This is a genomic window from Synechococcus sp. EJ6-Ellesmere (assembly GCF_024345875.1).
Taxonomy (GTDB): domain Bacteria; phylum Cyanobacteriota; class Cyanobacteriia; order PCC-6307; family Cyanobiaceae; genus Regnicoccus_A; species Regnicoccus_A antarcticus.
Genome location: NZ_JAGQBY010000037.1, coordinates 1 through 22,858 on the forward strand (window position 1 = coordinate 1; position 22,858 = coordinate 22,858).

General features: G+C 66.9%; 21 protein-coding genes. 10 read left to right on the forward strand and 11 right to left on the reverse strand.

The window, feature by feature from the left end:
- Nucleotides 1–508: transposase (locus KBY78_RS05840; RefSeq protein WP_255142803.1), on the reverse strand; the 508-nt coding region annotated here is incomplete at its 3' end.
- Between the two features lie 173 nt (nucleotides 509–681).
- Between KBY78_RS05840 and KBY78_RS05845 the strand changes: the two genes are divergently transcribed.
- Nucleotides 682–1,242 (forward strand): phytanoyl-CoA dioxygenase family protein, encoded by a 561-nt coding sequence (locus KBY78_RS05845; protein ID WP_399215401.1) that lies wholly within the window; start codon nucleotides 682–684, stop codon nucleotides 1,240–1,242.
- Between the two features lie 57 nt (nucleotides 1,243–1,299).
- On the opposite strand, the gene KBY78_RS05850 is transcribed toward KBY78_RS05845, so the two are convergent.
- The 4 genes from KBY78_RS05850 to acpP all read right to left on the reverse strand — a co-directional run bounded on the left by KBY78_RS05850 (nucleotide 1,300) and on the right by acpP (nucleotide 6,012).
- Entirely contained in the window at nucleotides 1,300–2,400 is a 1,101-nt protein-coding gene (locus KBY78_RS05850; protein ID WP_255142804.1) for a glycosyltransferase family 2 protein, read from the reverse strand.
- A gap of 35 nt (nucleotides 2,401–2,435) precedes the next feature.
- Nucleotides 2,436–4,448 (reverse strand): transketolase, encoded by a 2,013-nt coding sequence (gene tkt, locus KBY78_RS05855; protein WP_255142805.1) that lies wholly within the window; start codon nucleotides 4,446–4,448, stop codon nucleotides 2,436–2,438.
- A 65-nt stretch (nucleotides 4,449–4,513) separates the two neighbouring features.
- Entirely contained in the window at nucleotides 4,514–5,761 is a 1,248-nt protein-coding gene (fabF, locus tag KBY78_RS05860) for a beta-ketoacyl-ACP synthase II (protein WP_006172465.1), read from the reverse strand.
- Between the two features lie 8 nt (nucleotides 5,762–5,769).
- Nucleotides 5,770–6,012, reverse strand: a complete 243-nt coding sequence (gene acpP / locus KBY78_RS05865; RefSeq protein WP_006172464.1) for an acyl carrier protein — start codon at nucleotides 6,010–6,012, stop codon at nucleotides 5,770–5,772.
- 148 nt (nucleotides 6,013–6,160) lie between these two features.
- On the opposite strand from acpP, the gene psaC reads away from it, so the two are divergent.
- The 4 genes from psaC (at nucleotide 6,161) to KBY78_RS05885 (ending at nucleotide 10,882) form a co-directional block, all read left to right on the forward strand.
- Nucleotides 6,161–6,406 (forward strand): photosystem I iron-sulfur center protein PsaC, encoded by a 246-nt coding sequence (gene psaC, locus KBY78_RS05870; protein WP_006172463.1) that lies wholly within the window; start codon nucleotides 6,161–6,163, stop codon nucleotides 6,404–6,406.
- A 148-nt stretch (nucleotides 6,407–6,554) separates the two neighbouring features.
- Nucleotides 6,555–8,480 carry a glutamine--fructose-6-phosphate transaminase (isomerizing) gene (gene glmS / locus KBY78_RS05875; RefSeq protein ID WP_255142806.1) on the forward strand — a complete coding sequence of 642 codons (1,926 nt, stop codon included), beginning with the start codon at nucleotides 6,555–6,557 and terminating at the stop codon, nucleotides 8,478–8,480.
- Nucleotides 8,481–8,509: 29 nt separating this feature from the next.
- Complete coding sequence (locus tag KBY78_RS05880; RefSeq protein WP_255142807.1) at nucleotides 8,510–9,772, forward strand: hemolysin family protein; 1,263 nt, start codon at nucleotides 8,510–8,512, stop codon at nucleotides 9,770–9,772.
- Between the two features lie 102 nt (nucleotides 9,773–9,874).
- Complete coding sequence (locus KBY78_RS05885) at nucleotides 9,875–10,882, forward strand: Gfo/Idh/MocA family protein (protein WP_006172460.1); 1,008 nt, start codon at nucleotides 9,875–9,877, stop codon at nucleotides 10,880–10,882.
- On the opposite strand, the gene KBY78_RS05890 is transcribed toward KBY78_RS05885, so the two are convergent.
- Nucleotides 10,843–14,166 (reverse strand): glycoside hydrolase family 15 protein, encoded by a 3,324-nt coding sequence (locus KBY78_RS05890; RefSeq protein WP_255142808.1) that lies wholly within the window; start codon nucleotides 14,164–14,166, stop codon nucleotides 10,843–10,845. The two genes, KBY78_RS05885 and KBY78_RS05890, sit on opposite strands and share 40 nt — an antisense overlap.
- A 94-nt stretch (nucleotides 14,167–14,260) precedes the next feature.
- On the opposite strand from KBY78_RS05890, the gene KBY78_RS05895 reads away from it, so the two are divergent.
- Complete coding sequence (locus KBY78_RS05895; RefSeq protein ID WP_255142809.1) at nucleotides 14,261–14,992, forward strand: WecB/TagA/CpsF family glycosyltransferase; 732 nt, start codon at nucleotides 14,261–14,263, stop codon at nucleotides 14,990–14,992.
- 3 nt (nucleotides 14,993–14,995) lie between these two features.
- On the opposite strand, the gene KBY78_RS05900 is transcribed toward KBY78_RS05895, so the two are convergent.
- Together KBY78_RS05900 and tgt are read right to left on the reverse strand one after the other, a co-directional pair.
- Nucleotides 14,996–15,148: a photosystem II reaction center protein K gene (locus tag KBY78_RS05900; protein ID WP_006172455.1), complete on the reverse strand. Its 153-nt coding sequence runs from the start codon at nucleotides 15,146–15,148 to the stop codon at nucleotides 14,996–14,998.
- Nucleotides 15,149–15,182: 34 nt separating this feature from the next.
- Complete coding sequence (tgt, locus tag KBY78_RS05905) at nucleotides 15,183–16,328, reverse strand: tRNA guanosine(34) transglycosylase Tgt (RefSeq protein WP_255142810.1); 1,146 nt, start codon at nucleotides 16,326–16,328, stop codon at nucleotides 15,183–15,185.
- Nucleotides 16,329–16,381: 53 nt separating this feature from the next.
- On the opposite strand from tgt, the gene KBY78_RS05910 reads away from it, so the two are divergent.
- A complete protein-coding gene (locus tag KBY78_RS05910; protein ID WP_255142811.1) occupies nucleotides 16,382–17,161 on the forward strand; it encodes an adenosylcobinamide-GDP ribazoletransferase in 780 nt (259 codons plus the stop codon).
- Here KBY78_RS05910 and KBY78_RS05915 read toward each other — a convergent pair.
- On the reverse strand, nucleotides 17,158–18,273 hold the full coding sequence (locus KBY78_RS05915) for a sensor histidine kinase KdpD (protein WP_037981015.1): 1,116 nt from the start codon (nucleotides 18,271–18,273) through the stop codon (nucleotides 17,158–17,160). The two genes, KBY78_RS05910 and KBY78_RS05915, sit on opposite strands and share 4 nt — an antisense overlap.
- 404 nt (nucleotides 18,274–18,677) lie before the next feature.
- On the opposite strand from KBY78_RS05915, the gene KBY78_RS05920 reads away from it, so the two are divergent.
- On the forward strand, nucleotides 18,678–19,049 hold the full coding sequence (locus tag KBY78_RS05920; protein WP_255142812.1) for a DUF3155 domain-containing protein: 372 nt from the start codon (nucleotides 18,678–18,680) through the stop codon (nucleotides 19,047–19,049).
- Nucleotides 19,050–19,115: 66 nt separating this feature from the next.
- Here the strand turns inward: KBY78_RS05920 and KBY78_RS05925 are convergent, their stop codons facing one another.
- The gene (locus KBY78_RS05925; protein WP_006172447.1) at nucleotides 19,116–19,721 is read right to left on the reverse strand and encodes an alpha/beta hydrolase; all 606 of its coding nucleotides are present in this window, start codon (nucleotides 19,719–19,721) and stop codon (nucleotides 19,116–19,118) included.
- A 134-nt stretch (nucleotides 19,722–19,855) separates the two neighbouring features.
- Between KBY78_RS05925 and purH the strand changes: the two genes are divergently transcribed.
- Entirely contained in the window at nucleotides 19,856–21,409 is a 1,554-nt protein-coding gene (gene purH, locus KBY78_RS05930; protein WP_255142813.1) for a bifunctional phosphoribosylaminoimidazolecarboxamide formyltransferase/IMP cyclohydrolase, read from the forward strand.
- A 91-nt stretch (nucleotides 21,410–21,500) separates the two neighbouring features.
- On the forward strand, nucleotides 21,501–21,959 hold the full coding sequence (locus KBY78_RS05935) for a DUF4079 domain-containing protein (RefSeq protein WP_006172444.1): 459 nt from the start codon (nucleotides 21,501–21,503) through the stop codon (nucleotides 21,957–21,959).
- A gap of 21 nt (nucleotides 21,960–21,980) precedes the next feature.
- Here KBY78_RS05935 and KBY78_RS05940 read toward each other — a convergent pair whose 3' ends face one another.
- On the reverse strand, nucleotides 21,981–22,652 hold the full coding sequence (locus KBY78_RS05940; protein ID WP_050751579.1) for a DUF1997 domain-containing protein: 672 nt from the start codon (nucleotides 22,650–22,652) through the stop codon (nucleotides 21,981–21,983).
- Between the last annotated feature and the right edge of the window lie 206 nt (nucleotides 22,653–22,858).

Below are 22,858 nucleotides of genomic sequence, written 5' to 3' on the forward strand. Positions count from 1 at the left end.
GATAGGTGGCATCGAGGTACAGGTAGGCGTAGCCGGTGGCCTCAAGGGGGCGGTTCAGGAAGGCCTGCACCTGGATGTCGATGTCAGCGCAGATGCGGCTCACCTGAGATTTGGAGATGCCGCTCTGGACTCCCAGGGCGGCCACCAGGGCGTCGACCTTGCGCGTTGAGATGCCGCCGACATAGGCCTCCATCACCACGCCGTAGAGGGCCTGGTCCACACGGCGGCGCGGCTCCAGGATCGAGGGCAGGTGGCTGCCGGAGCGCAGTTTGGGGATGCGGAGGTCGATGTCCCCCACCTGGGTGGCCAGGGTGCGAGGCCGGTAACCATTGCGGTAGCCGAGCCGGTCCTCGCTGCGCTCATGGCGCTCTGCGCCGAGCACGGCAGCGACCTCCAGCTCGATCAGCTGCTGCAGGCCGTGGCGCACCAGCTCCGGGATCAGCTCACCGGCGCTGCTGCCATCCAGTAGCGGCGCCAGCTCAATTGCGGCACGATTGGACGTGGGCATGGTTCGTCTGGTTGAGGTAGTGCTCAAACCAGGGTCACGGGCCTGCCCACCCCTTGCAACGCTGGCCGCTGAGCGGAACGTCTGAGGTGCGCGCTCAACCCCGGCTACGCCGGGGTTGAGGTCCCCAGGGATTTACACCAACACAGGGGACGCAAACTAATCTGCATGCTTCTTTGAATTCTCCTAATGCTATCTATTCGTCTAAGCTAATCTATGATGTAGTTAGTGATTTGTTTGGCTGCCAAGCGTTCCCTTGTCAGAGCTTGACCTTTATCAATGGATCAACTCAGGATGCCCATCAGGATACAATTCATCTGACCCCATTCCCTAGGGGGCTTGTGTGTGGGGTATGGGTTGCGCTAGAAGATGTTGTGCCTGGCTCTGGAGAGCTATTCTATTATCCAGGATCGTATCGTCTCCCAGCGGTTTTATGTTCATCCCATGGAGTTCCAAAAGTCGATTCGGAAGATGGTGACTACAACAAGTTTGGCGCTGTCTTTACCCCGGCAATAAAAAAATTGCTCGCCGATAATGCTTATTTATGTCCGCAGACTTTCTTGCCTAGGGCTGGTGATGTCTTGATTTGGCAAGAAAATCTGATACATGGTGGATCTCCTCGAAAAATCATGGATCAGACGCGAATGAGTATGGTGATTCATGCATTCGCTGAGCCGGCCCTTGTCTATTATGACTCCACGGGAATTAGCGGGAAAAGAGATGTTAATGTAGGATAGGGAGTCTGTATATTTCGGGACGCGTTAGCCCTGGAGTTATTGGTTTTCGCTGGACGGCTACGGAGTGTTCCAAACGAACCGCGAGGACGCCGCGTAGTTCCATACGAACACCACCAAAATGCCTGCCAGCTGGGCCCAGAATGTGTTTCGGGAGACCAGATTGTAGAAGGTGGAGGCCACACCCACGTTGGCCAGCACCGGCAGGGAGGCCACCAGCAGGAACTTGAGCAGGCCCTTCAGCAGCGCCGTTCCCTGCTGGCGCTGGAATCGGAAGGTGAGGGCGTTGTTGATCAGATAGTTGGAGCTGGCGGCCACCACCACCGCGATCGGCAGCGCCTGTTTGAAGACTAGCCCCGTTCCACCCATCAGCGCCTGCACCACCAGCATCTGAACCGCCACACCGCTGAGACCCACAAGGGCGAAGCTGATGGCGCGCCGGGGAATCGAGCGCAGCAGAAGGGTGTGCAGGATCGAGACCCCCAGATCCCAGACGATCGCCAGATCCAGCTTGGAATCCCCGGCTACCCGGGCCTGGAAGCGCAGGGGAATTTCACTCACCCGCAGCGAACCGCGGCTGATCGAGAGAAGTTCGTAGAGAAACTTGAACCCATTCACATCCACCCGCCGCACAAAGCGCAACGCGGCATCGGGCCGGAGCGCAAAAAAGCCGCTCATGTAATCGGTGAGCCGGCGGTAGCCCGGCAAACTGAAGCGGGCGATGGTGTTGGCCCAGGTGGAGTTGCGGGTGCGCTTCTCACTCAGCCCATGAATGGCGGCCTCGGGGTGGAAGCGGCTGCCCACCACCAGATCACTGCCGCTGTTGAGCAGGTCCTCAACAGCGGCTTCCACCGCAGCAGGCTCGTGCTGGCCGTCGCAGTCCATTACCACGATCACATCGCCGGTGGCATCGAGAATCCCCTCCTTGATGGCGCTGGCCAGACCGGCGCGCCCCACCCGGCGGATCAGGCGCACCCCGGTCTGGCCATGGGCCAGCTGCTTGACCAGATCGGCCGTGCCATCCGCCGAGTCATCGTCGACGAAGAGAACTTCGAGATCGAAGCGTTGCTTGAGCGGCAGCAGTTCCTCCAGGATCCTCCCGACGTTCTGCCGTTCGTTGTACGTGGGCAGAACGATCGAGAGACGTTCACGGGTGCCCATCAGCTCAAGGGGCTGGGTTGTGGAGTGCGCGCTGCTCAGAGCGCCTTGGCCTTGGCGACTACGTTTTCCACGGTGAAGCCGAACTTCTCCAGGCACACGGGCCCTGGGGCGGAGGCGCCGAAACGGTCGATCGAGACGGTGTCACCGTCGAGGCCGACGTACTTGTGCCAGCCGAAGGAGCCGGAGGCTTCCACCACCAGGCGCTTGCGCACCGCGCCAGGCAGCACCGACTCGCGATAGCTGGCGTCCTGTTCCTCGAACAGCTCAACGCAGGGCATCGAGACCACGCGCACGTTGTGGCCCTGGCCGCGCAACTCCTTGGCGGCTTTGACGCAGAGATCGAGTTCCGTGCCAGAGCCGATCAGAATCAGGTCGGGGCTGCCGTTGCTGTCTTCAAGGATGTAACCGCCCTTGGCCACATGCTCAGGCGCTGAGTTGGGCTGGTTCACCATCGCCTGGCGGCTGAGGGCCAGCACCGTGGGCCGCTTGCGGTTGGTCACCGCCACCTGGTAAGCGCCGCTGGTTTCGTTGCCATCGCCAGGGCGGATCACCAGCAGGTTGGGGATCGAGCGCAGCGAAGCCAGGGTTTCCACCGGCTGGTGGGTGGGGCCGTCTTCGCCGAGGCCGATCGAATCGTGGGTGAGCACGTAGATCACACCCAGCTCACTCAGGGCCGAGAGGCGCATGGCGCCCACCATGTAACCGGCAAACACCAGGAAGGTGCCGCCGTAGGGGATCAGGCCACTGTCGTGATAAGCAATACCGTTGAGAATCGCCGCCATGGCGTGCTCGCGCACACCGAAATGCAGGTAGCGGTTGGCCTCGCTGCCCTTCTGGAAGCTGCCTTCACCTTTGATGTCGGTGAGGTTGGAGTGGGTGAGGTCGGCGGAACCACCGATCAGCTCAGGCAGGTCGGGGCCGATCGCATTGAGCACGTTGTAGGAGTACTGGCGGGTGGCCAGGCCCTTGTCCTCGGGGGTGAAGCGGGGCAGATTCCTGTCCCAGCCCTGGGGCAGTTCACCGCGCAGCATCCGCTCGAATTCGGCGGCTTCGGCGGGGTACTCGCTGCGGTAGGCGGCGAGGATGTTGTCCCACTCAGCCTCCAGGGCCGCGCCGCGTTCGCGGGCCTTGCGCCACTGTTCATAGGCTTCCTCGGGCACTTCGAACGGGCCGTAGCTCCAGCCCAGAGACTTGCGGGTGAGGTCGGCTTCCTCAGCGCCCAGAGCGGCGCCGTGCACCCCGGCGGTGTCGGCCTTGTTGGGTGAGCCGTAGCCGATGGTGGTGGTGACCTTGATCAGGCTGGGCTTGTCGGTGACGGCCTTGGCCGCTTCAATCGCCCTCCCGATCGCGTCGATGTCCGTGTTGCCATCGGCCACATGCTGCACGTGCCAGCCGTAGGCCTCGTAGCGCTTGAGCACATCCTCGGTGAACGACACCTTGGTGTTGCCGTCGATCGTGATGTGGTTGTCGTCGTAGAGGGCGATCAGCTTGCCCAGGCCCAGGTGCCCGGCCAGGGACGCGGCCTCACCGGAGATCCCCTCCTGGTGGCAGCCGTCGCCCATGATCACGTAGGTGTGGTGATCGACGAGTGAGACGTCCGGTCGGTTGAATTTCGCGGCCAGATGGGCCTCGGCGATCGCCAGACCAACGGCATTGGAGATGCCCTGGCCAAGGGGTCCCGTGGTGACTTCAACCCCGGGGGTTTCGAAGGTTTCGGGGTGGCCGGGGGTCTTGGAGCCCCACTGACGGAACTGCTTGATGTCCTCGATTGAAACGCTGTCGTAGCCGCTCAGGTGCAGCAGCGCATAGAGGAGCATGCAGCCATGGCCGGCCGAGAGCACGAAGCGGTCGCGGTTGAACCACTTGGGGTTGGCCGGGTTGTGGCGCAGGTGCTTGTCCCACAGGGCATAGGCCATCGGTGCCGCGCCCATCGGCAGGCCGGGGTGCCCCGAGTTGGACTTGTTGATCGCGTCGATCGCCAGGAAGCGAATGCTGTTGACGCAGAGGTTGTCGACGGACAGGGTGTCCACAGTGGGGGCGGCGACCATGGTTGGGGGGAGGAGTTAGTGGAGTGAGGCGTTCCGGGCGGCGGAGAGCTGGCAATGCCAGGCTTTCAGCGCATCCGACGGAAGGCGAGGCAGACGTTGTGGCCGCCAAATCCGAACGAATTCGAGAGCACGACGTTGAGTTTCTGTTCCCGCGCCTGATTGGGCACGACATCCAGATCACAGGCCGGATCCGGATTTTGATAATTGATGGTAGGTGGTACGAGGTTGTGGCCTATCGCCAGCACGGCGGCCACCGCCTCGATGCCGCCGCTGCCGCCCAGCAGGTGCCCGGTCATTGACTTGGTCGAACTGACGGGGATGCGATAAGCGTGCTCACCCAGGGCCGCCTTGATCGCGGAGGTCTCGTTGCTGTCGTTGGCCTGGGTGCTGGTGCCGTGGGCATTGACGTAGTCGACCTGCTCGGGCTCAATGCGTGCATCGGCCATGGCCAGCCGCATCGCTTCGGCGCCACCGAGGCCCCCCGGAGTCGGGGAAGTGATGTGGTGGGCGTCGCAGGTCATGCCGTAGCCCACCACCTCGGCGAGGATCTCTACCCCCCGTGCGCGGGCGTTCTCCAGGCTTTCGAGCACCAGGATTCCTGAGCCCTCACCGATCACGAAACCGTTGCGTTCGGCGTCGAAGGGTCGGCTGGCGGTCGCGGGGTCGTCGTTGCGGAAGGAGAGAGCCTTGGCACTGGCGAAGCCAGCCACCCCCAGGGGCGTGATCGCCGATTCGGCTCCGCCGCAGATCATGGCGTCGGCCAGGCCGAGCTGGATCAGACGGAAGGCATCGCCGATGGCGTTGGATCCAGCCGCACAGGCCGTGGATACGGCGGTGCTGGGACCCTTGGCCCCAAGGGCGATCGCGGTCAGCCCAGCCGCCATGTTGGGAATCATCATCGGCACGCAGAACGGACTGACCCGGTCAGGTCCCCGGTCGGCGAGCACATGGGCCTGGCTTTCCATCATCAGCAGGCCGCCCACACCGGAGCCGATCGCCACACCGATGCGGTGCTGCGTGCTTTCGTCGATCAGGAGCTGCGCCTGGTCCACCGCCTGCTTGGAGGCCACCACACCGAACTGGCAGAAACGGTCCCAGCGCTTGGTCTCCTTGCGATCCAGCATCCCGCTGGGATCGAAGTTCTTCACCTCGGCCGCGAAGCGGCAGGCATGCCGTGAAGCATCAAACAGGGTGATCGGTGCCACCCCGTTGGAGCCGAGCCGCAACCCTTCCCAGTACTGGGAGACGTCGTTGCCGATCGGTGTGACCGCGCCGAGGCCCGTGACCACGACACGGCGGAGACCCTCCACCATCGACACCCTCAGGCCTGCTTGTCCAGGATGTACTTGACGGCGTCACCGACGGTGGTGATGCCTTCGGCCGACTCGTCGGGAATCTCGATGTCGAAGGCCTCTTCCAGGGCCATGACCAGTTCCACCGTGTCGAGCGAGTCGGCGCCCAGATCATTCTGGAAGTTCGACTCTGGCTTCACTTCAGCGGCATCGACGCTGAGCTGCTCGGCAACGATCGAACGGACTTTCTCGAAGATCGCTTCCTGTGACATGGCCGGTGTGTGGGAGGCCGCATCCTACGGGTCGCCCTGGACGGCCCCCTGGCCCGTATGAAAAAGGGTGACGGCCTGGGGTCCCTGAGGCTGGAATTCCGGCCGGTTTGAGTACTTTGGCCGGACGCCGTTCGCTCTCTGGCCGGGCATGTCCCATTCAGTCAAGATCTACGACACCTGCATCGGCTGCACCCAGTGCGTCCGTGCCTGCCCTCTCGACGTGCTCGAGATGGTTCCCTGGGACGGCTGCAAAGCTGGCCAGATCGCCTCATCGCCTCGCACCGAAGACTGTGTCGGTTGCAAGCGCTGTGAAACCGCTTGCCCCACCGACTTCCTCAGCATCCGTGTCTATCTCGGAGATGAAACCAGCCGGAGCATGGGCCTGGCCTACTGAGGCCCGTACCCGCTCTGTGCCAATCCGCCCGGCTTCGCCGGGCTTTTTCATGGCTGCAGGCCGCGCCCATGCCTTCCGCCGCAGCGCCAGCGGGCTAGTCGCGCGGGCGGTGATCCTTTAGAAACAGCCGAAGTCCGGCCCCTCAGCCATGTGCGGCATCGTTGCGGTCATCGGCTCCCGTGAGGCGGCCCCCCTGCTGCTGGAGGGGCTGCGCCAGCTCGAGTACCGCGGCTACGACTCCGCCGGCATCGCCACCGTCCAGGCGCTGGAGACCGGCAGCGGCCACCCATCCGGGCGGCTCACCCTGCTGCGGGCCGAGGGCAAGCTTGTCAACCTCACCGCCCGCTATGAGGCCGACGGGGCCCTGGGCCACTGCGGCATCGGCCATACCCGCTGGGCCACCCACGGCAAGCCGGAGGAGCGCAATGCCCACCCCCATCTCGATGGCAGCGGCAGCCTTGCCGTGGTTCAGAACGGCATCATCGAGAACCACCGTCTGCTCAGAGAGGCTCTTCAGGCCGAGGGGGTTCACTTCCGCTCCGACACCGACACCGAAGTGATCCCGCACCTGGTGGCACGGACGCTGGTGGAGCTTCATCGCTCGGGCAGCCAGCCTTCACCCCAGCTGCTGCTCGAGGCGGTGCAGCAGGTGCTGCCCCAGCTGCACGGGGCCTATGCCCTGGCGGTGGTCTGGGCCGACGCCCCCGGAGCGGTGGTGGTGGCCCGCCGCCAGGCGCCTCTGGTGATCGGTCTGGGGGAGGGGGAATTCCTCTGCGCCAGTGACACCCCTGCCCTGGCGGGCTTCACCCGCACCATCCTCCCCCTCGAGGACGGCGAAACGGCGCTGCTCACCCCGCTGGGCATCGAGCTCTACGGGCCTTCGGCAGAGCGGGTGACGCGCGCCCCCAGCCTGTTGCAGGGCACCGAACACGTGGCGGACAAGCGCAGCTTTCGCCACTTCATGCACAAGGAGATCCACGAGCAGCCGGAGACGGCTGCGCTCTGGGTGGCCCGCCATATCCCGACCCAATCGCCGGGAGTGCCCGGCACCCCGTCGCTGGTGGCCCTGCCGCTCCAGGATCAGCTCTTCGACGGGGTGGAGCGGATCCAGATCCTGGCCTGCGGCACCAGTCGCCATGCGGCCCTGGTGGGGGCCTACCTGCTGGAGCAGCTGGCGGGGCTGCCCACCGCGGTGCACTACGCCAGCGAATTCCGTTACGCGCCACCGCCGCTGATGCTCCACACCCTCACCATCGGCGTAACCCAGTCGGGCGAGACCGCCGACACCCTGGCGGCGCTGCAGATGGAGCAGAAGCGCAGGGACCTGATCGCCGATCCGGCCTTCGCCCCCAGGCTGCTGGGCATCACCAACCGGCCGGAAAGCTCCCTGGGCCGCCTGGTGCCCCACCTGCTCGACATCGGCGCCGGCATCGAGGTGGGTGTGGCCGCCACCAAGACGTTCCTCGGTCAGCTCCTCGCCTTCTACGGCCTGGCCCTCTCCTTCGCCGAGCGCCGCTCCAGCCGCTCCCCGGCCCAGCTGCTCGAGCTGGTGGCCGGGCTGCGGGCCCTGCCCGCCCAGCTGCAGGCGCTGCTGGAGGAGCAGGATCTGCTCTGCGCCGAGCTGGCCCACCAGTTCGCCGACACCCAGGATGTGATCTTCCTGGGCCGTGGCATCAACTTCCCGATCGCCCTCGAAGGGGCCCTGAAGCTCAAGGAGATCAGTTACATCCACGCCGAGGGCTACCCGGCCGGCGAGATGAAACACGGCCCCATCGCCCTGCTCGACGCGCGGGTGCCTGTGGTGTCGATCGCGGTGCCCGGCACCGTCTTCGACAAGGTGCTCTCCAACGCGCAGGAGGCCAAGGCCCGCGATGCCCGGCTGATCGGTGTGGCCCCGCGCGGCCCTGACACGGAAATCTTCGATGTGCTGCTGCCAGTGCCGGAGGTGGATGAGCTGCTCAGCCCCCTGTTGACGGTGATTCCGATGCAGTTGCTGAGCTACCACATCGCCGCCCACCGCGGCCTTGATGTGGATCAGCCCCGCAATCTGGCCAAGAGCGTCACCGTGGAGTGAATCTCAACCTGCTTGCTGCTCTCTTTCCCATGCGCCTGCTCGTTCTGCTGCTGGCTCTGCTGGCGTTGCTGGCCTTCTTCGCTGCCGGCGAGTTCGCCCTGATTCATCTGCGGCCGAGCCGGGTCAAGGTGCTCGCCGCCGACGGCCACGGCGGGGCCCTCTCGGTGGAGCGGCTGCAGCAGAGGCTGCGCCGGGTGCTGGTGGCCACTCAGCTGGGGGCAGCCCTGGCCATGGTGGCCCTCGGCTGGGGAGGTCGCGGTCTGGCGGTGCGGCTCGATCCGGGGGCCGAGCGCCTCTGGGTCGATGTGCTGGTGTTTCTGGCCCTGGTGGGGCTGGCCACGGTGATCGGCGGAGTGGCTCCCAAGGCCTGGGTGATGCACCGGCCGGAGCGCTCGGCCCTGCAGCTGGCACCGTTGCTGGAGTGGGTGATCCGCACCCTCTGGCCTCTGTTGATCCTGGTGGAGCGTTTCGCCAATGGCCTGCTGCGCCTGCTGGGCCTGCCCCGCAACTGGGATGAACTGGTGCCCGCCCTCTCCGCTGGCGAGCTGGAAACCCTGATTGAATCCAACAGCGTCACCGGTCTGTTGCCGGATGAACGCAGCATCCTCGAAGGCGTGTTCTCACTGCGCGACACCCAGGTGCGTGAGGTGATGGTGCCCCGCTCCGGCATGGTCACCCTGCCCCTGGAGGTGACCTTCGCCGAGATGATGGAGGCGGTGCACGCCACCGCCCACGCCCGTTTCCCCGTCATCGGTCAGTCGCTCGATGACGTGCGCGGTGTGCTCGACCTGCGCCGCCTGGCCGAACCGATCGCCCAGGGGCTTCTGCAGGGCGACACGCTCCTGGCTCCCTACATCAATCCGGTGGCACGGGTGCAGGAAACGGTGTCTCTGGCCGTGTTGCTGCCGCTGATCCGCAGTGGCCAGCCCCTGTTGGTCGTGGTGGATGAACACGGTGGCACCGAGGGCCTGGTCACGGTGGCTGATCTCACCAGCGAGATCGTCGGCGATGAGGACGATCTGGTCATGATCCGCCAGAATCTGCAGCGGCTTCAGGACGACACCTGGCTGGTGGCCGGCGATCTGGAGATCTTCGAGCTCAACCGCCAGCTCGACCTCTCCCTGCCGGAGGCCGACGGCCACCACACCCTGGCCGGCTTCATGCTCGAGCGCCTGCAGCACATCCCCGCCCCCGGCGAGAGCCTGCGCTGGAAGGGGCACCAGTTCGAGATCAGCTCCATGGACGGTCCCCGCATCGAGCGGGTTCAGATCACCCGGCGCGGCTCCGCCTGAGGCGACTCCTCACCATCGATGGAGCCGCCGGAGCGGATGATCGTTGATAATGCCTGCACTGGAGCGGCGGGAGATCACGTTGGCGGGTGAGCTGGTGCGGCGATGAGCAGCGATCCCATCACCCCGGTCAAGGTGGGGGTCATCGGCATCGGCAACATGGGGTGGCACCACGCTCGGGTCCTGAGCTTGCTGCGGGACGCCGAGCTGGTTGGTGTTGCTGATCCCGATCAGCGTCGCGGTCAGCTGGCGGTCGAGCAGTTCGGCTGCCGCTGGTTCGAGAACTTCGACGATCTGCTGCCTGAGGTCGAGGCGGTCTGCATCGCCGTGCCCACCCTGCTGCACCATCGGGTGGGCATGGCCTGCCTGCAGGCCGGCCTACATGTGCTGATCGAGAAGCCGATCGCCGCCAGCCAGGAGGAGGCCAGCGAACTGATCGGGGCTGCGGAACTGGCGGGACGCCAGCTTCAGGTGGGCCATATCGAGCGCTTCAATCCCGCCTTTCGCGAACTGCTCAAGGTGGTGGCGAACGAGGAAGTGGTGGTGCTGGAGGCACGGCGCCACAGTCCCCATGCCGATCGCGCCAACGATGTGTCGGTGGTGCTCGATCTGATGATCCACGACATCGACCTGGTGCTCGAGCTCGCTGGTTCCCAGGTGGTGCGGCTGGCGGCGGCGGGTGGGCGCAGTTCCGATGGCCCGATCGATTACGTCAATGCCACCCTCGGTTTCAGCAACGGGGTGGTGGCCAGCCTCACGGCCAGCAAGATGGCCCACCGCAAGATCCGCAGCCTCAGCGCCCATTGCCGCGCCAGCCTGGTGGAAACCGATTTCCTCAACCGCCGGCTGCACATCCACCGGCGCGCCCATGAGTGGATCTCCGCCGACCACGGCGAGTTGCTGTATCGCAACGATGGTTTCATCGAGGAAGTGAGCACCACCTCGATCGAGCCGCTCTATGCCGAGCTGGAGCACTTCCTGCTCTGCCTGCGCGGCCGCGAGGTGCCGGCCGTCGATGGCCAGCAGGCCTCCAGGGCCCTGATGCTGGCCAACCTGATCGAGCTGGCAGTGGATCAGCCCTCGCTCTGCATGGCCCTCGACGCACCGATCTGAACGGCCGTCTCCACGTCCACGTCTTCAGTCTCGTTCTCGGTGAGGTCACGCAGGGCCAGGATCTGCCAGCGGCGGCAGCGGGCCGGTGAAGAGGTGTAGAAGAGATCCCAGGCGGCTGATTTCCGCTTGGCGTAGTCCTCCCCGGCCAGCTCCGGGTGGGTCTGCTGCCAGCCCACCCGCACCGCGTGGCCGATCACCACGTCCAGGGCCAGGTAGTCGTCGAAGCGCACCTGGGGGTTGGCACCCACGAACACCACCAGCGAGAGCAGGGTCTCGGTGCAGAGCTGGCGGTACTCAGGCGCTTCGATCTTGCTGAGCAGGTGGTCCACCAGGGCCGCGAAGTTGCGCTCTCCCGGGGTCTTCTCCGAGAGCAGGGGTTCGCTCTCGAGCCGGTTGCGCCGCTCCAGCTTGTCGCCGATCACCAGTCCGCGGCAATGGTGGAGCAGATCCCAGATGCCGGCGTAGAAGTCGCGAGGGACCCGCTGCAGGGCGCCCAGGCGCTGTCGGTGCTGCATCCAGCCGCAGCCGCTGCCCAGGGGCAGATCGTCGAGGGGATCAGGCACCTCCCAGCGCACCCGCCCGCTCAGGTGGAGCTGTTCCTTGCGGCGCAGAGCCTCCCGTGCATGGTCCACATCCTCCAGCACCGTGCGCAGGCGTCGCCGGATGGCGTGGGGCGGCAGATCGCAGAGGGCTTCGAAGGCGTCGTCGGCGGTGAGATCCAGCTCGGCGGCGAGCTCACCGGTCAGCAGGAGCAACAGCTGCCCCAGCTGGATCGTCAGGCTGCCGCTGAGCAGTGCCGGCTCCGAACGGGCCAGCCCGTCAAGGGCCAGCAGCAGCTCCTGTTGCAGCATCCACTCCCGGCCGTCCTCTCCACTGAAACGGCGGATCATCGCTCCGATCATGGCGCTGCCCTGGGGTTGGCTGATCAGCGACTCGCGGGTGTAGTTGCGGCCCACCACCACCTGCTTCTGGCGCACCAGGATGTCCGTGAGGGCATCCTCCAGCTGGGGATGCACGAGTTGCATCAGGCCGGCGCAGCGCCGCACCACGTTCCAGTCACCTTCGGCCAGGCCCCGTCGGTAGATCTCCTCCACCAGCGCCTGCAGCTTCAGCGGTCCGGCGCTGGATGGACCCTGCAGGATCGCGCTCTGCCCCAGCCGCTGCACCAGCTGCTCCAGCACCTCCGCCTGCTCGGGCAGGGAGGTGCTGCGCCAGAGCAGATCCGCCAGGCCGGGGATGGCGATGTCCTCCAGTTCCTGCTCCTGCTGGATCGTGAGAGGCTGCTGGCTGGTGCTGTTGCGCAGCACCGGGGCGGCCGGCTGGCTGCGCCTCGCCAGGGGCTGCTCCTGGGGTGGCGGCAGCTCCTCCCAGCAGACCTGATCGATCAGCGCCTCGAGGCGATCGAGTTGCACCGGCACGCCCTCAACCTGGCCACTGCGCAGGGCTTCACCCATGCGGATCAGGGTGGCGGGATCCCGCTGGAACGGGCTGGACGCCAGCGGGATCAGCAGCAGGGGCAGGCCATCGCCGCGCCACTGCCGTTGCAGCAGTCGCAGCTCGCTGGTCACCGTATCCACCAGCTGCTCCGGGTCGTCCGCCAGATAGAAGGTGCCCTCCTCCAGCACGGAGGGCAGGAAGGCCATCACCTCGTCGCCGGTGCCGTTCTGACCACGGCCAGCGGGGCTGCGGTACATCAGGGCCGTCGCCATGGTTTCCATCCGCACCGGCGGATAGCCACTGAGGCCGAGCCTGGCGTTCGCCCCCACCGAGGCCATGCGTCGGCCCAGTTCCCTGGAGCTGGCCACTCGCACCGAACCCTGGGGGTGGGTCACCGGCAGACCGGCCTGCTCCAGCGCCGCGGCGATGGCGTCGTTCTCAGGCACCAGGGCCACCAGCACCCGCTCGGCGCCGAGGGGGGCCGGCAGGCGGCGGTGGCTGGGATCGATATCCTCTGGACTGAGCAGACCGTTGAGCAGCAGGTCCCCCAGCCAGGTGAGGCTCTGGGCCCAGAGCAGGGGCACATTCTCATTGGCGATCCGCTCCTGGCTGCCGGGATGGCGCCGCTCCGCGTCAATGGCGTCGGCCGGCACCAGGTAGAGCTCGGGCAGCTCGGGCACGCCATCGACGTCCACACTCACCGCCTCCAGGCGCCGCCGCCAGTGCCAGGCCTCCCCCCAACGTTCCTCACAGCAGGCTGTGATCAGCTCATAGGCGAAGAACAGGGGCCATTCACACTCGATCCCCTCGAACTGAGCCAGTTCCTCGGGCTCATAGTGGAGCCGTTCATGGTCCTCCACCAGGGTCTGGTGGCCGTCACGGCGAAAGCGCTTGTAGCCGTAGGCGCCGCCGAGGTCACGGCGGATCTTGCGGCGCGTGCGCTCCACCAGCTCAGGGTCTTCCACCGCCCAGGCGGGGTAACCGATCACCGAAAGGCAGGCGCTGTCCACTTCCTTGCTGGACGACTCCCGTGGCAGCAGGGCCTGCAGGGCCCGCCGCAGCCGCACGATCGCCGGATGGGGGATGTGCAGGCAGCAGCTGCCGTCGCCATGGGGGCCGTAGAGGTCGAGGCCCTCCAGGGCCTCCAGGGCCGCTTTGACCAAGCCGATCGAGCTGGCGTTGCGTTCCGGTTCGCCGTGGTTGCCTTTGTCGCCCCGCTCCCAGATGCCGTAGTCGGCGATCCTGTAGGCCCGGGCCACGTAATACACGAGGTTCTGCAGGAAATCCCGCTCGTGGCTGCTCTGCACCACCACCAGCCCTGCCCGGGTCAGCTGGGCCAGCTGCAGCAGATAGAGGGCCGTGGCGTCGAGCTGCAGATGGCCCCAACCGTCGTCTGGCACAACCGGGTTGCCCGTGCCGGTGTCGAACTTGGCGTGGATGGCATCGAGCCGGTCGAGGCTGCGCTTGAAGCGCTCCACCTTCGCTGCCTGGCGCAGCATGGCGGTGAGCAGGCCGCGCATCAGCTGCAGGACCCGCTGGTTCAGCTCATGGGCCCTGGTGCAGGGGCCATTCAGGCGGCGGTGGGCCTGGGCCAACCCCCAGACGCACTGGATCGAATAGACGCAATCCCGTACCCATGCATCGCCGTAGTTGCCGTGCACCGTGTTGGAGGTGCTGGCCGGCAGCAGCCCGGTGATCGGATCCTGGCGTGCCAGCACCACCCTCTCGATCTGGCTGTCAAGGTGGCTAAGCAGCTCGTGGGCGTCCTCATCGCTGAGCTGGCGCGGCCCCAGCTGCTCCTGAAGGGGAGGCTCCAGGGCTCCGTCGCTGGTCCACTCGCTCGTCATGGTCGGCCTGGCTGCGAGGTTGATCGAGGCATCTGCGCTGCAGATGGTTACTCTCTTTAGATTCTCCCCTGCGGTACGAAGGGACCTGGCCGTGATGGTGACGGAAACTCAGGTTCCCGGGTGCCTGCGCTCGAGGGTGCTGGGGCTGCCGGTCGATGTCTGTGCGGATGTGGCGGACGCTGCACTGGCGCTGCATGGCCGCGGCGGTGGTCAGATCGTCACTCTCAATGCCGAGATGACGATGGCGGCGCTCGAGGATCCCTCCCTGGGAGATGTGATTCGCGCCGCCGAGCTGGTGATCCCGGATGGGGCGGGAGTGGTCTGGGCCCTGGGTCGGCAGGGGCATCGGGTGAGGCGCAGCCCGGGCATCGAGCTGGCTGATCGGCTGCTGGTGGAGGCTGCTGAGCGGGGGTGGCGGGTGGCCCTGGTGGGGGCGTCCCCAGCGGTGATGGAGCGCCTGCGGGAACGTCTGCTGCTGCGGCTGCCGGGCCTCGATCTGATCGCCGCGGTGCATGGCTATCAGCCCGAGGCGGCCTGGCCGGGTCTGGAAACTACGTTGCAAGCCAGCCAGCCGGATCTGGTGCTGGCCGCGCTGGGGGTCCCCCGCCAGGAGACCTGGATCCAGCGGCTGCATCAGGGCCAGGGCGGCCTCTGGATGGGGGTGGGTGGCAGCTTCGATGTCTGGGCTGGAGCCAAAAAAAGGGCCCCCACCTGGATGGGGGCCCTGCAGATCGAATGGTTGTACCGGTTGATCCAGGAACCGAGCCGTTGGCGGCGGATGTTGGCCCTTCCGGCTTTTGCCTGGGCGGTGCTGCGGGGTGGGTGAGGCTCAGCGGAAGCCGACGGAGGCTTGCCAGACGAAGGCCAGCAGCAGGAAGAACAGGGGGATGATCGGCAGGATGTCGACCAGGGGACCGAAGGCCTGGTAGGCCTCGGGAAGCTGGGCCAGGGTGGTGGCGGTGATCAGTGTGGAGAAGACCATCCCTGAACGGCAAAATCGTGATATGGGCTGGACGCTACCACGTGTGAGCGGCCCCTGAGCCGGGCTCCCAGGGAGTGAAATCCTCTGCAAAGCAGCCCTCGCGGATGGCCGTGGCCATGGCTGTACTGAAGCGAATCAGCTGGGTGAGGTTGTGCAGGCTGAGCAGGATCCGGCCCAGCAGTTCGCCGCTGCGGAACAGGTGATGCAGGTAGGCCCGGCTGTGACCTGTGCAGGCCGGGCAAGCGCAGCTGGAATCAAGCGGGGTGTGGTCGTGGCGGAAGCGGGCGTTGCGCAGGTTCCAGCGCTCGCCCCCCACCAGGGCGGTGCCGTGGCGGCCAAGGCGGGTGGGCAGCACGCAGTCGAAGAGGTCGATGCCCTGGGCCACCGCGATCGCAATTTCCCGCAGGCTGCCCACCCCCATCAGGTAGCGGGGGCGATCCCGGGGCAGCAGCGGCGCCACCTGGCGCACGATCCGGTGCATCGACTCCACCGGCTCCCCCACGCTCACACCGCCGATGGCGATGCCGGGCAGGCCCATGGCGCTCACCGTCCGTGCCGCCTGCTCGCGCAGATGGGGGAAGGTCCCCCCTTGAACGATGCCGAACAGCGCCTGGTCGCTGCGGTCATGGGTGGCCACGCAGCGCTCCAGCCAGGCGTGGGTGCGGCGGCAGGCCTCGGCCACGTCGTTTTCGCTGGCGGGGTAGGGAGGACACTGATCGAAGGCCATGGCCACATCGGCTCCGAGCGCCATCTGGATCTGCATCGAACGCTCCGGTGTGAGGCTGATGCGGGAGCCGTCGCGGGGCGAGCGGAACACCACCCCTTCGTCGTTGATGACATTGATGGCGCCGAGACTGAACACCTGGAACCCACCCGAATCGGTGAGCAGGGGACCATCCCAGCCCATGAAGCGGTGTAGCCCGCCGGCTTCCGCCACGATGGCTTCCCCGGGCTGGAGGTGCAGGTGATACGTGTTGGCGAGCACCATCTGGGCGCCGGTGGCCGCCAGCTGGGCCGGTGTCACCCCTTTCACGGTGCCCAGGGTGCCCACCGGCATGAAGCGGGGAGTCTCGACACTGCCGTGGGGCGTGTGAAAAACGCCGCAGCGGGCCTGGGTCCTCGGGCAGTGGGCCGTGGTCTCGAACCGGAAGGGATCGGCCGCTGCGGCGGAGCGGGTCACGGCGATTGGAACGGTTCGGGATTGAACCTAGATGGTGCGCCCGGGGGCGGCCGATGAGGCCGCTGGAAGCCCCCCCCTGGCTGCGCGACCTCGCCGGGGCCTGGATCTTCTACACGGTGCTGCCCGCCTGGCCGCGGCTGCATCCCCGCTTCGAGCGGATTGCCCGCTTCGCCCCCTGGATCGGCCTGCTGCTGGGCCTGCTGCAGGGCCTGCTCTGGTGCCTGGCGGAACCATGGCTGCCTGCAGGGGCCCGGGTGGCCCTGGTGCTGGCCCTTGGTCTCTGGCTGACGGGCGGCATCCATGCCGATGGGGCGATGGACACGGCCGATGGTCTGGCCGCCGGCGAGCGTGCCCTGGAGGCGATGGACGACAGCCGGGTCGGAGCCAGCGGGGTGCTCGCTCTGGTCCAGGTGCTGATGCTGCGGGCGGCCGCGCTTCTCACCCTGGCGGAGCTGAACTTTGGCCCCCTGGTGGCCCTCGCCCTGGTCTGGGCCGCAGTGTGGGGCCGCATCGCCCCGTTGCTGGCGATGCAGCACTTCCCCTACCTGCGCCCCGCCGGCACGGCCGCATTTCATCAGCGCCACTGGCTCGGCCTCGGTCGGGAGCTCAGACCCGCGCTTCTGGTCCTGGTGCCGCTCACCCTGGTGGGGGCGTCGATGGGTTGGCCCTGGCAGGGCTGGCTGGGCCTGCTGCCGGCGTGGCTGCTGCCCCTGGGGCTCGGCCGCCGTCTGGGGGGGCACAGCGGTGACAGCTACGGCGCCTGCGTGGAATGGGTGGAGAGCCTGACCCTGCTGCTGCTTGCCCTGGCCGCTCTCGTGGCTGGGGCCGGCTAGGCGCTGGGCGGCAGCTCCAGCAGGAAGGCGTTGCCAGATCTGGGGAGTTCGCTGGCGGCGAGGCTGGGGGGGCAGAGCAGGCTGAGTTCGCCGCCCAGGTTGCGGGCCAGATCCCTGGCCAGGGCCAGCCCCAGCCCCGTGCCAGGCAGGTCCTGGCCCCGCTCCCCTCGGATCCCCCGTCCGAAGATCGCCTCGCGTTCCTGATCGGCGATCGCCACACCGCCATCCCAGACCGTGAGCCTGGGGCGCCCGCCAGAAGCCAGGGCGCTGTGCAGGCCAACGCTGCTTCCTTCGGGGCTGTAGCGGAAGGCGTTCTCGAGCAGGTTGGCGAGAATTTCGGCCACGGCGGCGCTGTCGCCGCGCCAGTCCGGCAGGGAGCCGGGGCCCTGCCAGGCGCGCCCCTGCAGGGCGGCGGTGGCGGCGGCCCGTTGCAGCAGCGGCTGCACCCGCTCCCGCAAGGGTGAGGCCTCGCCTGTCCTCAGGGAAGGGGGCAGCAGAAGGGGGCCTGCGCTCTGCGGCCCCGGCTGGATCGCCGCTGGATCCGCGAGTCCGTCGATCGCTTCGATGTAGCGGTGGAGCTGCTGCCCTTCCACCAGCAGGTTCTCCACCAGCGCCCGATTCTCCGGATCACCCTCGAGGCGTCGCTTGAGCAGCTGAGCAAAGGTGCGCAGGGCGGCCAGGGGATTGCGCATCTGGTGCACCAGCAGGCGCAACTGCTGCTGCTGCCGCTCCAGCTGCTCAGCCAGGCGCTGGTGCTCCAGATCCAGCAGCAGGGCCTCAGTGAGTGACTGAGCTGCCGCCTGCAGCCGTGGATGGAGGTTGGCCGGCCAGGCGCTACCGGCCAACTCCACCCGCAGGGCGCCCAGCAGGGTGCTCTGGTGGCGCAGGGGCAGCCAGCGGCGCTGCTCACTGGGCAGCAGCAGGCTCTGGTCTTCATCGACGGCGGGAAGGGCCATGCGCTGCGCTGGCCAGTGGCCCGCCGGCATCAGCGCCAGCTTGCCGTCCTCACGGGGGGTGGCCAGATAGACCACCAAAGAGCGGAGGTCACTGCGGTCGGAGAACTGCTCAAGCTGCAGCTGGAGCAGGGTCAGAAAACGCGGCGACACCTGCATCGTGGCCTGGCCTGGGGAGCCTGCAAAAAAAATTCCGGAACCCGTGATTGAAATCTCGGATTTAGCCTTAAGATTTACGTATCGACCACTACTTCGCGGTCCGCGAGCGGACCTCCAGGTGCAGGGGCGAACGCATCGGTTGCACTTTCCTGCAAACGAGGCTACAGCAGAGAGAGACCCGTCCCTCCGCTGTTCGGAGGCATCCCCTGGGATGCCTCCGGGTCGCTTCCTGTCTGGGGTTTCCCTGAGCAGCTGCCAGCAGCCGCACCAGGAATTCCGCTCCCGGTAGCCAGATGTCTGGACGTGCCTGCGCTTCCCCAGGGAGCGCTCATCCGGTTTGTCTCGCCTTGCGAGACCGCCCCATCCTTCCCATCCCTCTCCATCTCCCCCTCGGGAGTTGTTTCATGTCCAAGAAGCGCAAGCGGATCAGTCGCCGTCGTCTCGCCGGTCAGCGCGTGCTCGCCCACGTGCCCACCCATAACCTCGAGACCGGAGAGCACAAGCCGGTCACCGCGGCCCGCCGCTACATCGCCAAAACCGGCCTTGAGGCGCCCGCACTGCTCAACGTTCGCCGCAATGAGCACACCACCGATCGTTTCTTCTGGGGTGAAAAGGGTCTGTTCAGCGCCCAGTACGCCGAGGAGAACCACTTCCTCTTTCCCTCCCTGCGCCTGATCGTCGATCAGGTCGGTGAAGACACCCTATTCGCCGGCCTCGAGTCCACTGGCTCCGACGACTGGGAAGAGATGGAAGAGTACGAATACGCCTTCGTCTGAGGTCTCCCTCCGGTGAACGCCTGACCCGATCAACCCCCGTGGATCCATCGATCCGTGGGGGTTTGTTCATGCCGGTGGCCGGGGCCAGTGCTGCTGGAGGAACGAACGCAGAGAGGGGAACAGGGCCGGGTCGATGGTATGCCCCCCCGGGAAACCCAGCAGCTCACTCTCCCCGCCGGCGCTCCGCCAGAGCCGCTGCAGCTCTTCGCTGGCCCCGTAGGGCACCACAGGATCCGCTCGGCCGTGGGTGAGCAGGACCGGCGGCAGGGGGGATTGGGGCCTCCAGCCTGGATGGGGATAGCCGCTGCAGGCGATCACGCCGGCCACCGGCAGATCCCCGGCCACATCCAGGGCCATGGCCGCTCCCTGGGAGAAGCCGAGAACAATCGTCCTCTCAAGGGGCAGGCTGTCCGCCAGGGCCTCCAGCCGCTGGCGCAGCTGTTGCCGTGCTCCCGCCAGGCCAGGCCACTCCGGCTGCTGCAGGTCGTACCACTGGCGCCCGACTCCGTGGGGGTGGGCTTCAGGCGCGCGCAGGCTGATCACCCCCGTGGCGCGGCCGGCGAGCTCCTCGCCCAGATCAAGCAGGTCGTCGGCATCGGCGCCCCAGCCATGCAGCAGCACCAGCCGCTGCTCGGCGGCGGCGGGTCCGCGGATCAGAAGGTCATCAGTCATGGCACTGGGTCCTGGCGCACTCGGGTGGCGTTGCCGGCGGCAGGGCCGGAGCTGGGGCCATGGTGCTGCGCGGTTGGGGCCGTTGGGGTGCTGCTGCTGCGTAAGTTGTGGCCAGCACGCCTTCACGACCGTCCATGGCCCCCACCGCGCTGCTGAGTGTGTCGGACAAGCAGGGCGTGGTGGAACTCGCCACGGCCCTGCACCATCGCCATGGCTACAGCCTGCTCTCCAGTGGCGGCACCGCGGCCACCCTGGCCGCTGCCGGCCTGCCGGTGACCCGCGTGGCCGATCACACCGGAGCTCCGGAGATCCTCGGTGGCCGGGTCAAGACCCTGCATCCGCGCATCCACGGCGGCATCCTTGCCCGCCGGGAGGATCCGGCCCACCGAGCTGATCTTGAGGCCCAGGCGATCACCCCCATCGATGTGGTGGTGGTGAACCTCTACCCCTTCCGCGAAACGGTGGCTGACCCGGCCGTGTCCTGGGAGAAGGCGGTGGAAACGATCGACATCGGTGGTCCGGCCATGGTGCGCGCCGCCGCCAAGAACCACGCCGATGTGGCGGTGCTCACCGACCCCGGCCAGTACGCCGACTTCCTCTCGGCCCTGGCCGACGATCGGGTCGATGCTGCCCTGCGCCGCCAGCTCGCCCTGGAGGCGTTCCGCCACACGGCCAGCTACGACAGCGCCATCAGCGCCTGGTTGGCGGAGAAGTTGGAGCCCGCGGCCGCTCAGCAGGATCTTCCCCTGCGGCTGGAGTTGCCCTTGCGTCAGACCCTGCGCTACGGCGAGAACCCCCATCAGCAGGCCAGCTGGTACAGCGAGCCCCGGGCTGGCTGGGGCGGGGCCCGGCAGCTGCAGGGCAAGGAACTCAGCTTCAACAACCTGCTCGACCTCGATGCTGCCCTGGCCACCGTGAGGGAGTTCGGCTATGGCGGCGAGGTCCAGCCGGCGGCTGTCGTGGTCAAGCACACCAACCCCTGTGGGGTGGCCGTGGGCAGCAGCGCCGCCGAGGCCCTGCAGCGGGCCCTGGAGGCGGATTCGGTTTCGGCCTTTGGCGGCATCGTGGCCCTCAACGCGGTGGTGGATGGGACCAGCGCCGAGCGGCTCACCAGCCTGTTCCTGGAATGCGTCGTGGCGCCTGGGTACAGCGAGGAGGCCCTCGCACGCCTGGGGGCCAAGGCCAATCTGCGCCTGCTGGAGCTGCCCGCAGCGGCGGTGGCGCGGGCGCCGCGGCGGCAGCTGCGCACCGTGCTCGGCGGCCTCCTGGCCCAGGACCTCGATGATCAGCCCGCCGGCGAAGACGATTGGCAGGTCGCCAGTCAGCGGCCGCCCAGCCCCGCCGAGCTCGACGACCTGCGTTTTGCCTGGCGCCTGGTGCGCCATGTGCGCTCCAACGCGATCGTGGTGGCCAGCGGCGGGGTCAGCCTGGGGATCGGTGCCGGTCAGATGAACCGGGTGGGCTCCGCCCGGCTCGCCCTGGAGGCGGCCGGAGCGGGCAGCCAGGGGGCTGTGCTCGCCAGTGATGGCTTCTTCCCCTTCGCGGACACCGTGCGGCTGGCGGCGAAGCACGGGATCAACGCGGTGATTCAGCCAGGCGGCAGCGTGCGCGACGGGGAGTCGATCCAGGCCTGTGATCAACTCGATCTGGCGATGGTCTGCACTGGCCGGCGCCACTTCCTGCACTGAGTGAGCTCTCCACGGTCGCGCCGCGGGCGCTGAACGGCGCGGGGAGGGGTTGGAGCAGTAGTTTCGCTGCCAACGGCCTCATCCCGTGACCATGCCCGACGCCCTCGCCTTCAACCTCAATTTCCTCCACCCGCTTCTGATGTGGGTGTTGCTGGCCCTTTCCGGCTATGCCCTGGTCCTGGGTATCAAGGCCAAGAAGACCCGCACCGCCGATGCGGAGCAGCGCAAGGAGCTGATCAAGGGCAAGTTCGCTCAGCGCCACTTCCAGATCGGCTCGATCGTGCTGGCTGTGATGGTGCTCGGCAGCTTCGGCGGCATGGCCGTCACCTACATCAACAACGGCAAGCTGTTCGTGGGTCCGCACCTGCTGGTGGGCATCGCCATGGTTAGCCTGATCGCCGTGGCGGCCTCCCTCTCGCCGCTGATGCTCAAGGGCAATCTGATCGCCCGTAAGGCCCATGTCGGCCTGAACATGACCCTGATGAGCCTCTTCCTCTGGCAGGCAGTCACCGGCATGCAGATCGTCAACAAGATCTGGACCGACCGCTGAGGCCTTTCTTGAAGTGCGTGATCAGAAGGGGGCCCGCCGGCGGGGCGGGCAGGGCAGCTCGTGGGTGGCGTGGAAGTCTTCCTGGACCTTCCAGGTGAGCTTGCGCGAGATCTGCCTCACGATCTGCCGCAGCAGGTGATCGCCACTTGATTGCACCAGCTTGTCGGGAAGCAGGCCGATCACCGCAGGCAACCGGATCCACACGCACAGGTCGAGCTCCCAGCGCACCTGGGTGAGGGCGCCGTCTGCGGTCTCACTGGCGGGATCAGGCTCGGCTCCTGAGCCCTCCTCCAGCTGCAGGGCGGCGTTGAATTCGACGTCGTAGATCTCCTGCAGGCTGGCGTCGGGGGAGCTCAAGGCCGCCGTGACGATGCGATAGACGCCTTCGCTCTGGGGCAGCAGCTCCAGTCCGATGGTGGGCTCCACCTCAAAGCCGAAATTGCCGAAGCGCCCCAGGGTCAGGGCATAGCCGTTGGGCCCGAGCGATTGCACGGTCATCGGCGCCGCGCAACGCCGGAACCAGCCGTCGTGATGGTCAAGGTAGTCGGCCACGGTGTGGGATGGCGCCCGCATCTCCATCACATCGGCGAATCGGCTGCTGTAACGATTAACCCGAAGGTCGTCGCTGTGGCGCAGTGGCACGGCCTCGACTGGCGGGCACTGGGCAGACTCCGGATCCTGGGCAAGGGCCACGGTCGTCGAGGTGTCGCGGGACAGGGCGGTGCTCAAAACTGTTGGATCTCCTCGAGGTCCGAGCGAGTACCCCGTGATGGCGGGAGACGATGAATCAATGTAACTGCAGCCTGCAGTGGAGACCGCTGCACTTGTGACAGCAACGGAGCTGAGGGCTGAAGACACTCCCCCTCAGTCGCCGCAGAACTCCATCAGGTGGCGGATCA

Bases quoted from the DNA above. Each gene is read 5' to 3' on its own strand.
- KBY78_RS05900 (WP_006172455.1), bottom strand. From the start codon at position 15,148: ATGGTCTTCTCCACACTGATCACCGCCACCACCCTGGCCCAGCTTCCC.
- KBY78_RS05895 (WP_255142809.1), top strand. From the start codon at position 14,261: ATGGTGACGGAAACTCAGGTTCCCGGGTGCCTGCGCTCGAGGGTGCTG.
- tkt (WP_255142805.1), bottom strand. From the start codon at position 4,448: ATGGTCGCCGCCCCCACTGTGGACACCCTGTCCGTCGACAACCTCTGC.
- KBY78_RS05885 (WP_006172460.1), top strand. From the start codon at position 9,875: ATGAGCAGCGATCCCATCACCCCGGTCAAGGTGGGGGTCATCGGCATC.
- KBY78_RS05920 (WP_255142812.1), top strand. From the start codon at position 18,678: ATGTCCAAGAAGCGCAAGCGGATCAGTCGCCGTCGTCTCGCCGGTCAG.
- KBY78_RS05925 (WP_006172447.1), bottom strand. From the start codon at position 19,721: ATGACTGATGACCTTCTGATCCGCGGACCCGCCGCCGCCGAGCAGCGG.
- KBY78_RS05910 (WP_255142811.1), top strand. From the start codon at position 16,382: ATGAGGCCGCTGGAAGCCCCCCCCTGGCTGCGCGACCTCGCCGGGGCC.
- acpP (WP_006172464.1), bottom strand. From the start codon at position 6,012: ATGTCACAGGAAGCGATCTTCGAGAAAGTCCGTTCGATCGTTGCCGAG.
- KBY78_RS05935 (WP_006172444.1), top strand. From the start codon at position 21,501: ATGCCCGACGCCCTCGCCTTCAACCTCAATTTCCTCCACCCGCTTCTG.
- KBY78_RS05850 (WP_255142804.1), bottom strand. From the start codon at position 2,400: ATGGGCACCCGTGAACGTCTCTCGATCGTTCTGCCCACGTACAACGAA.
- purH (WP_255142813.1), top strand. From the start codon at position 19,856: ATGGCCCCCACCGCGCTGCTGAGTGTGTCGGACAAGCAGGGCGTGGTG.
- KBY78_RS05880 (WP_255142807.1), top strand. From the start codon at position 8,510: ATGCGCCTGCTCGTTCTGCTGCTGGCTCTGCTGGCGTTGCTGGCCTTC.
- glmS (WP_255142806.1), top strand. From the start codon at position 6,555: ATGTGCGGCATCGTTGCGGTCATCGGCTCCCGTGAGGCGGCCCCCCTG.
- KBY78_RS05915 (WP_037981015.1), bottom strand. From the start codon at position 18,273: ATGCAGGTGTCGCCGCGTTTTCTGACCCTGCTCCAGCTGCAGCTTGAG.
- fabF (WP_006172465.1), bottom strand. From the start codon at position 5,761: ATGGTGGAGGGTCTCCGCCGTGTCGTGGTCACGGGCCTCGGCGCGGTC.
- KBY78_RS05890 (WP_255142808.1), bottom strand. From the start codon at position 14,166: ATGACGAGCGAGTGGACCAGCGACGGAGCCCTGGAGCCTCCCCTTCAG.
- psaC (WP_006172463.1), top strand. From the start codon at position 6,161: ATGTCCCATTCAGTCAAGATCTACGACACCTGCATCGGCTGCACCCAG.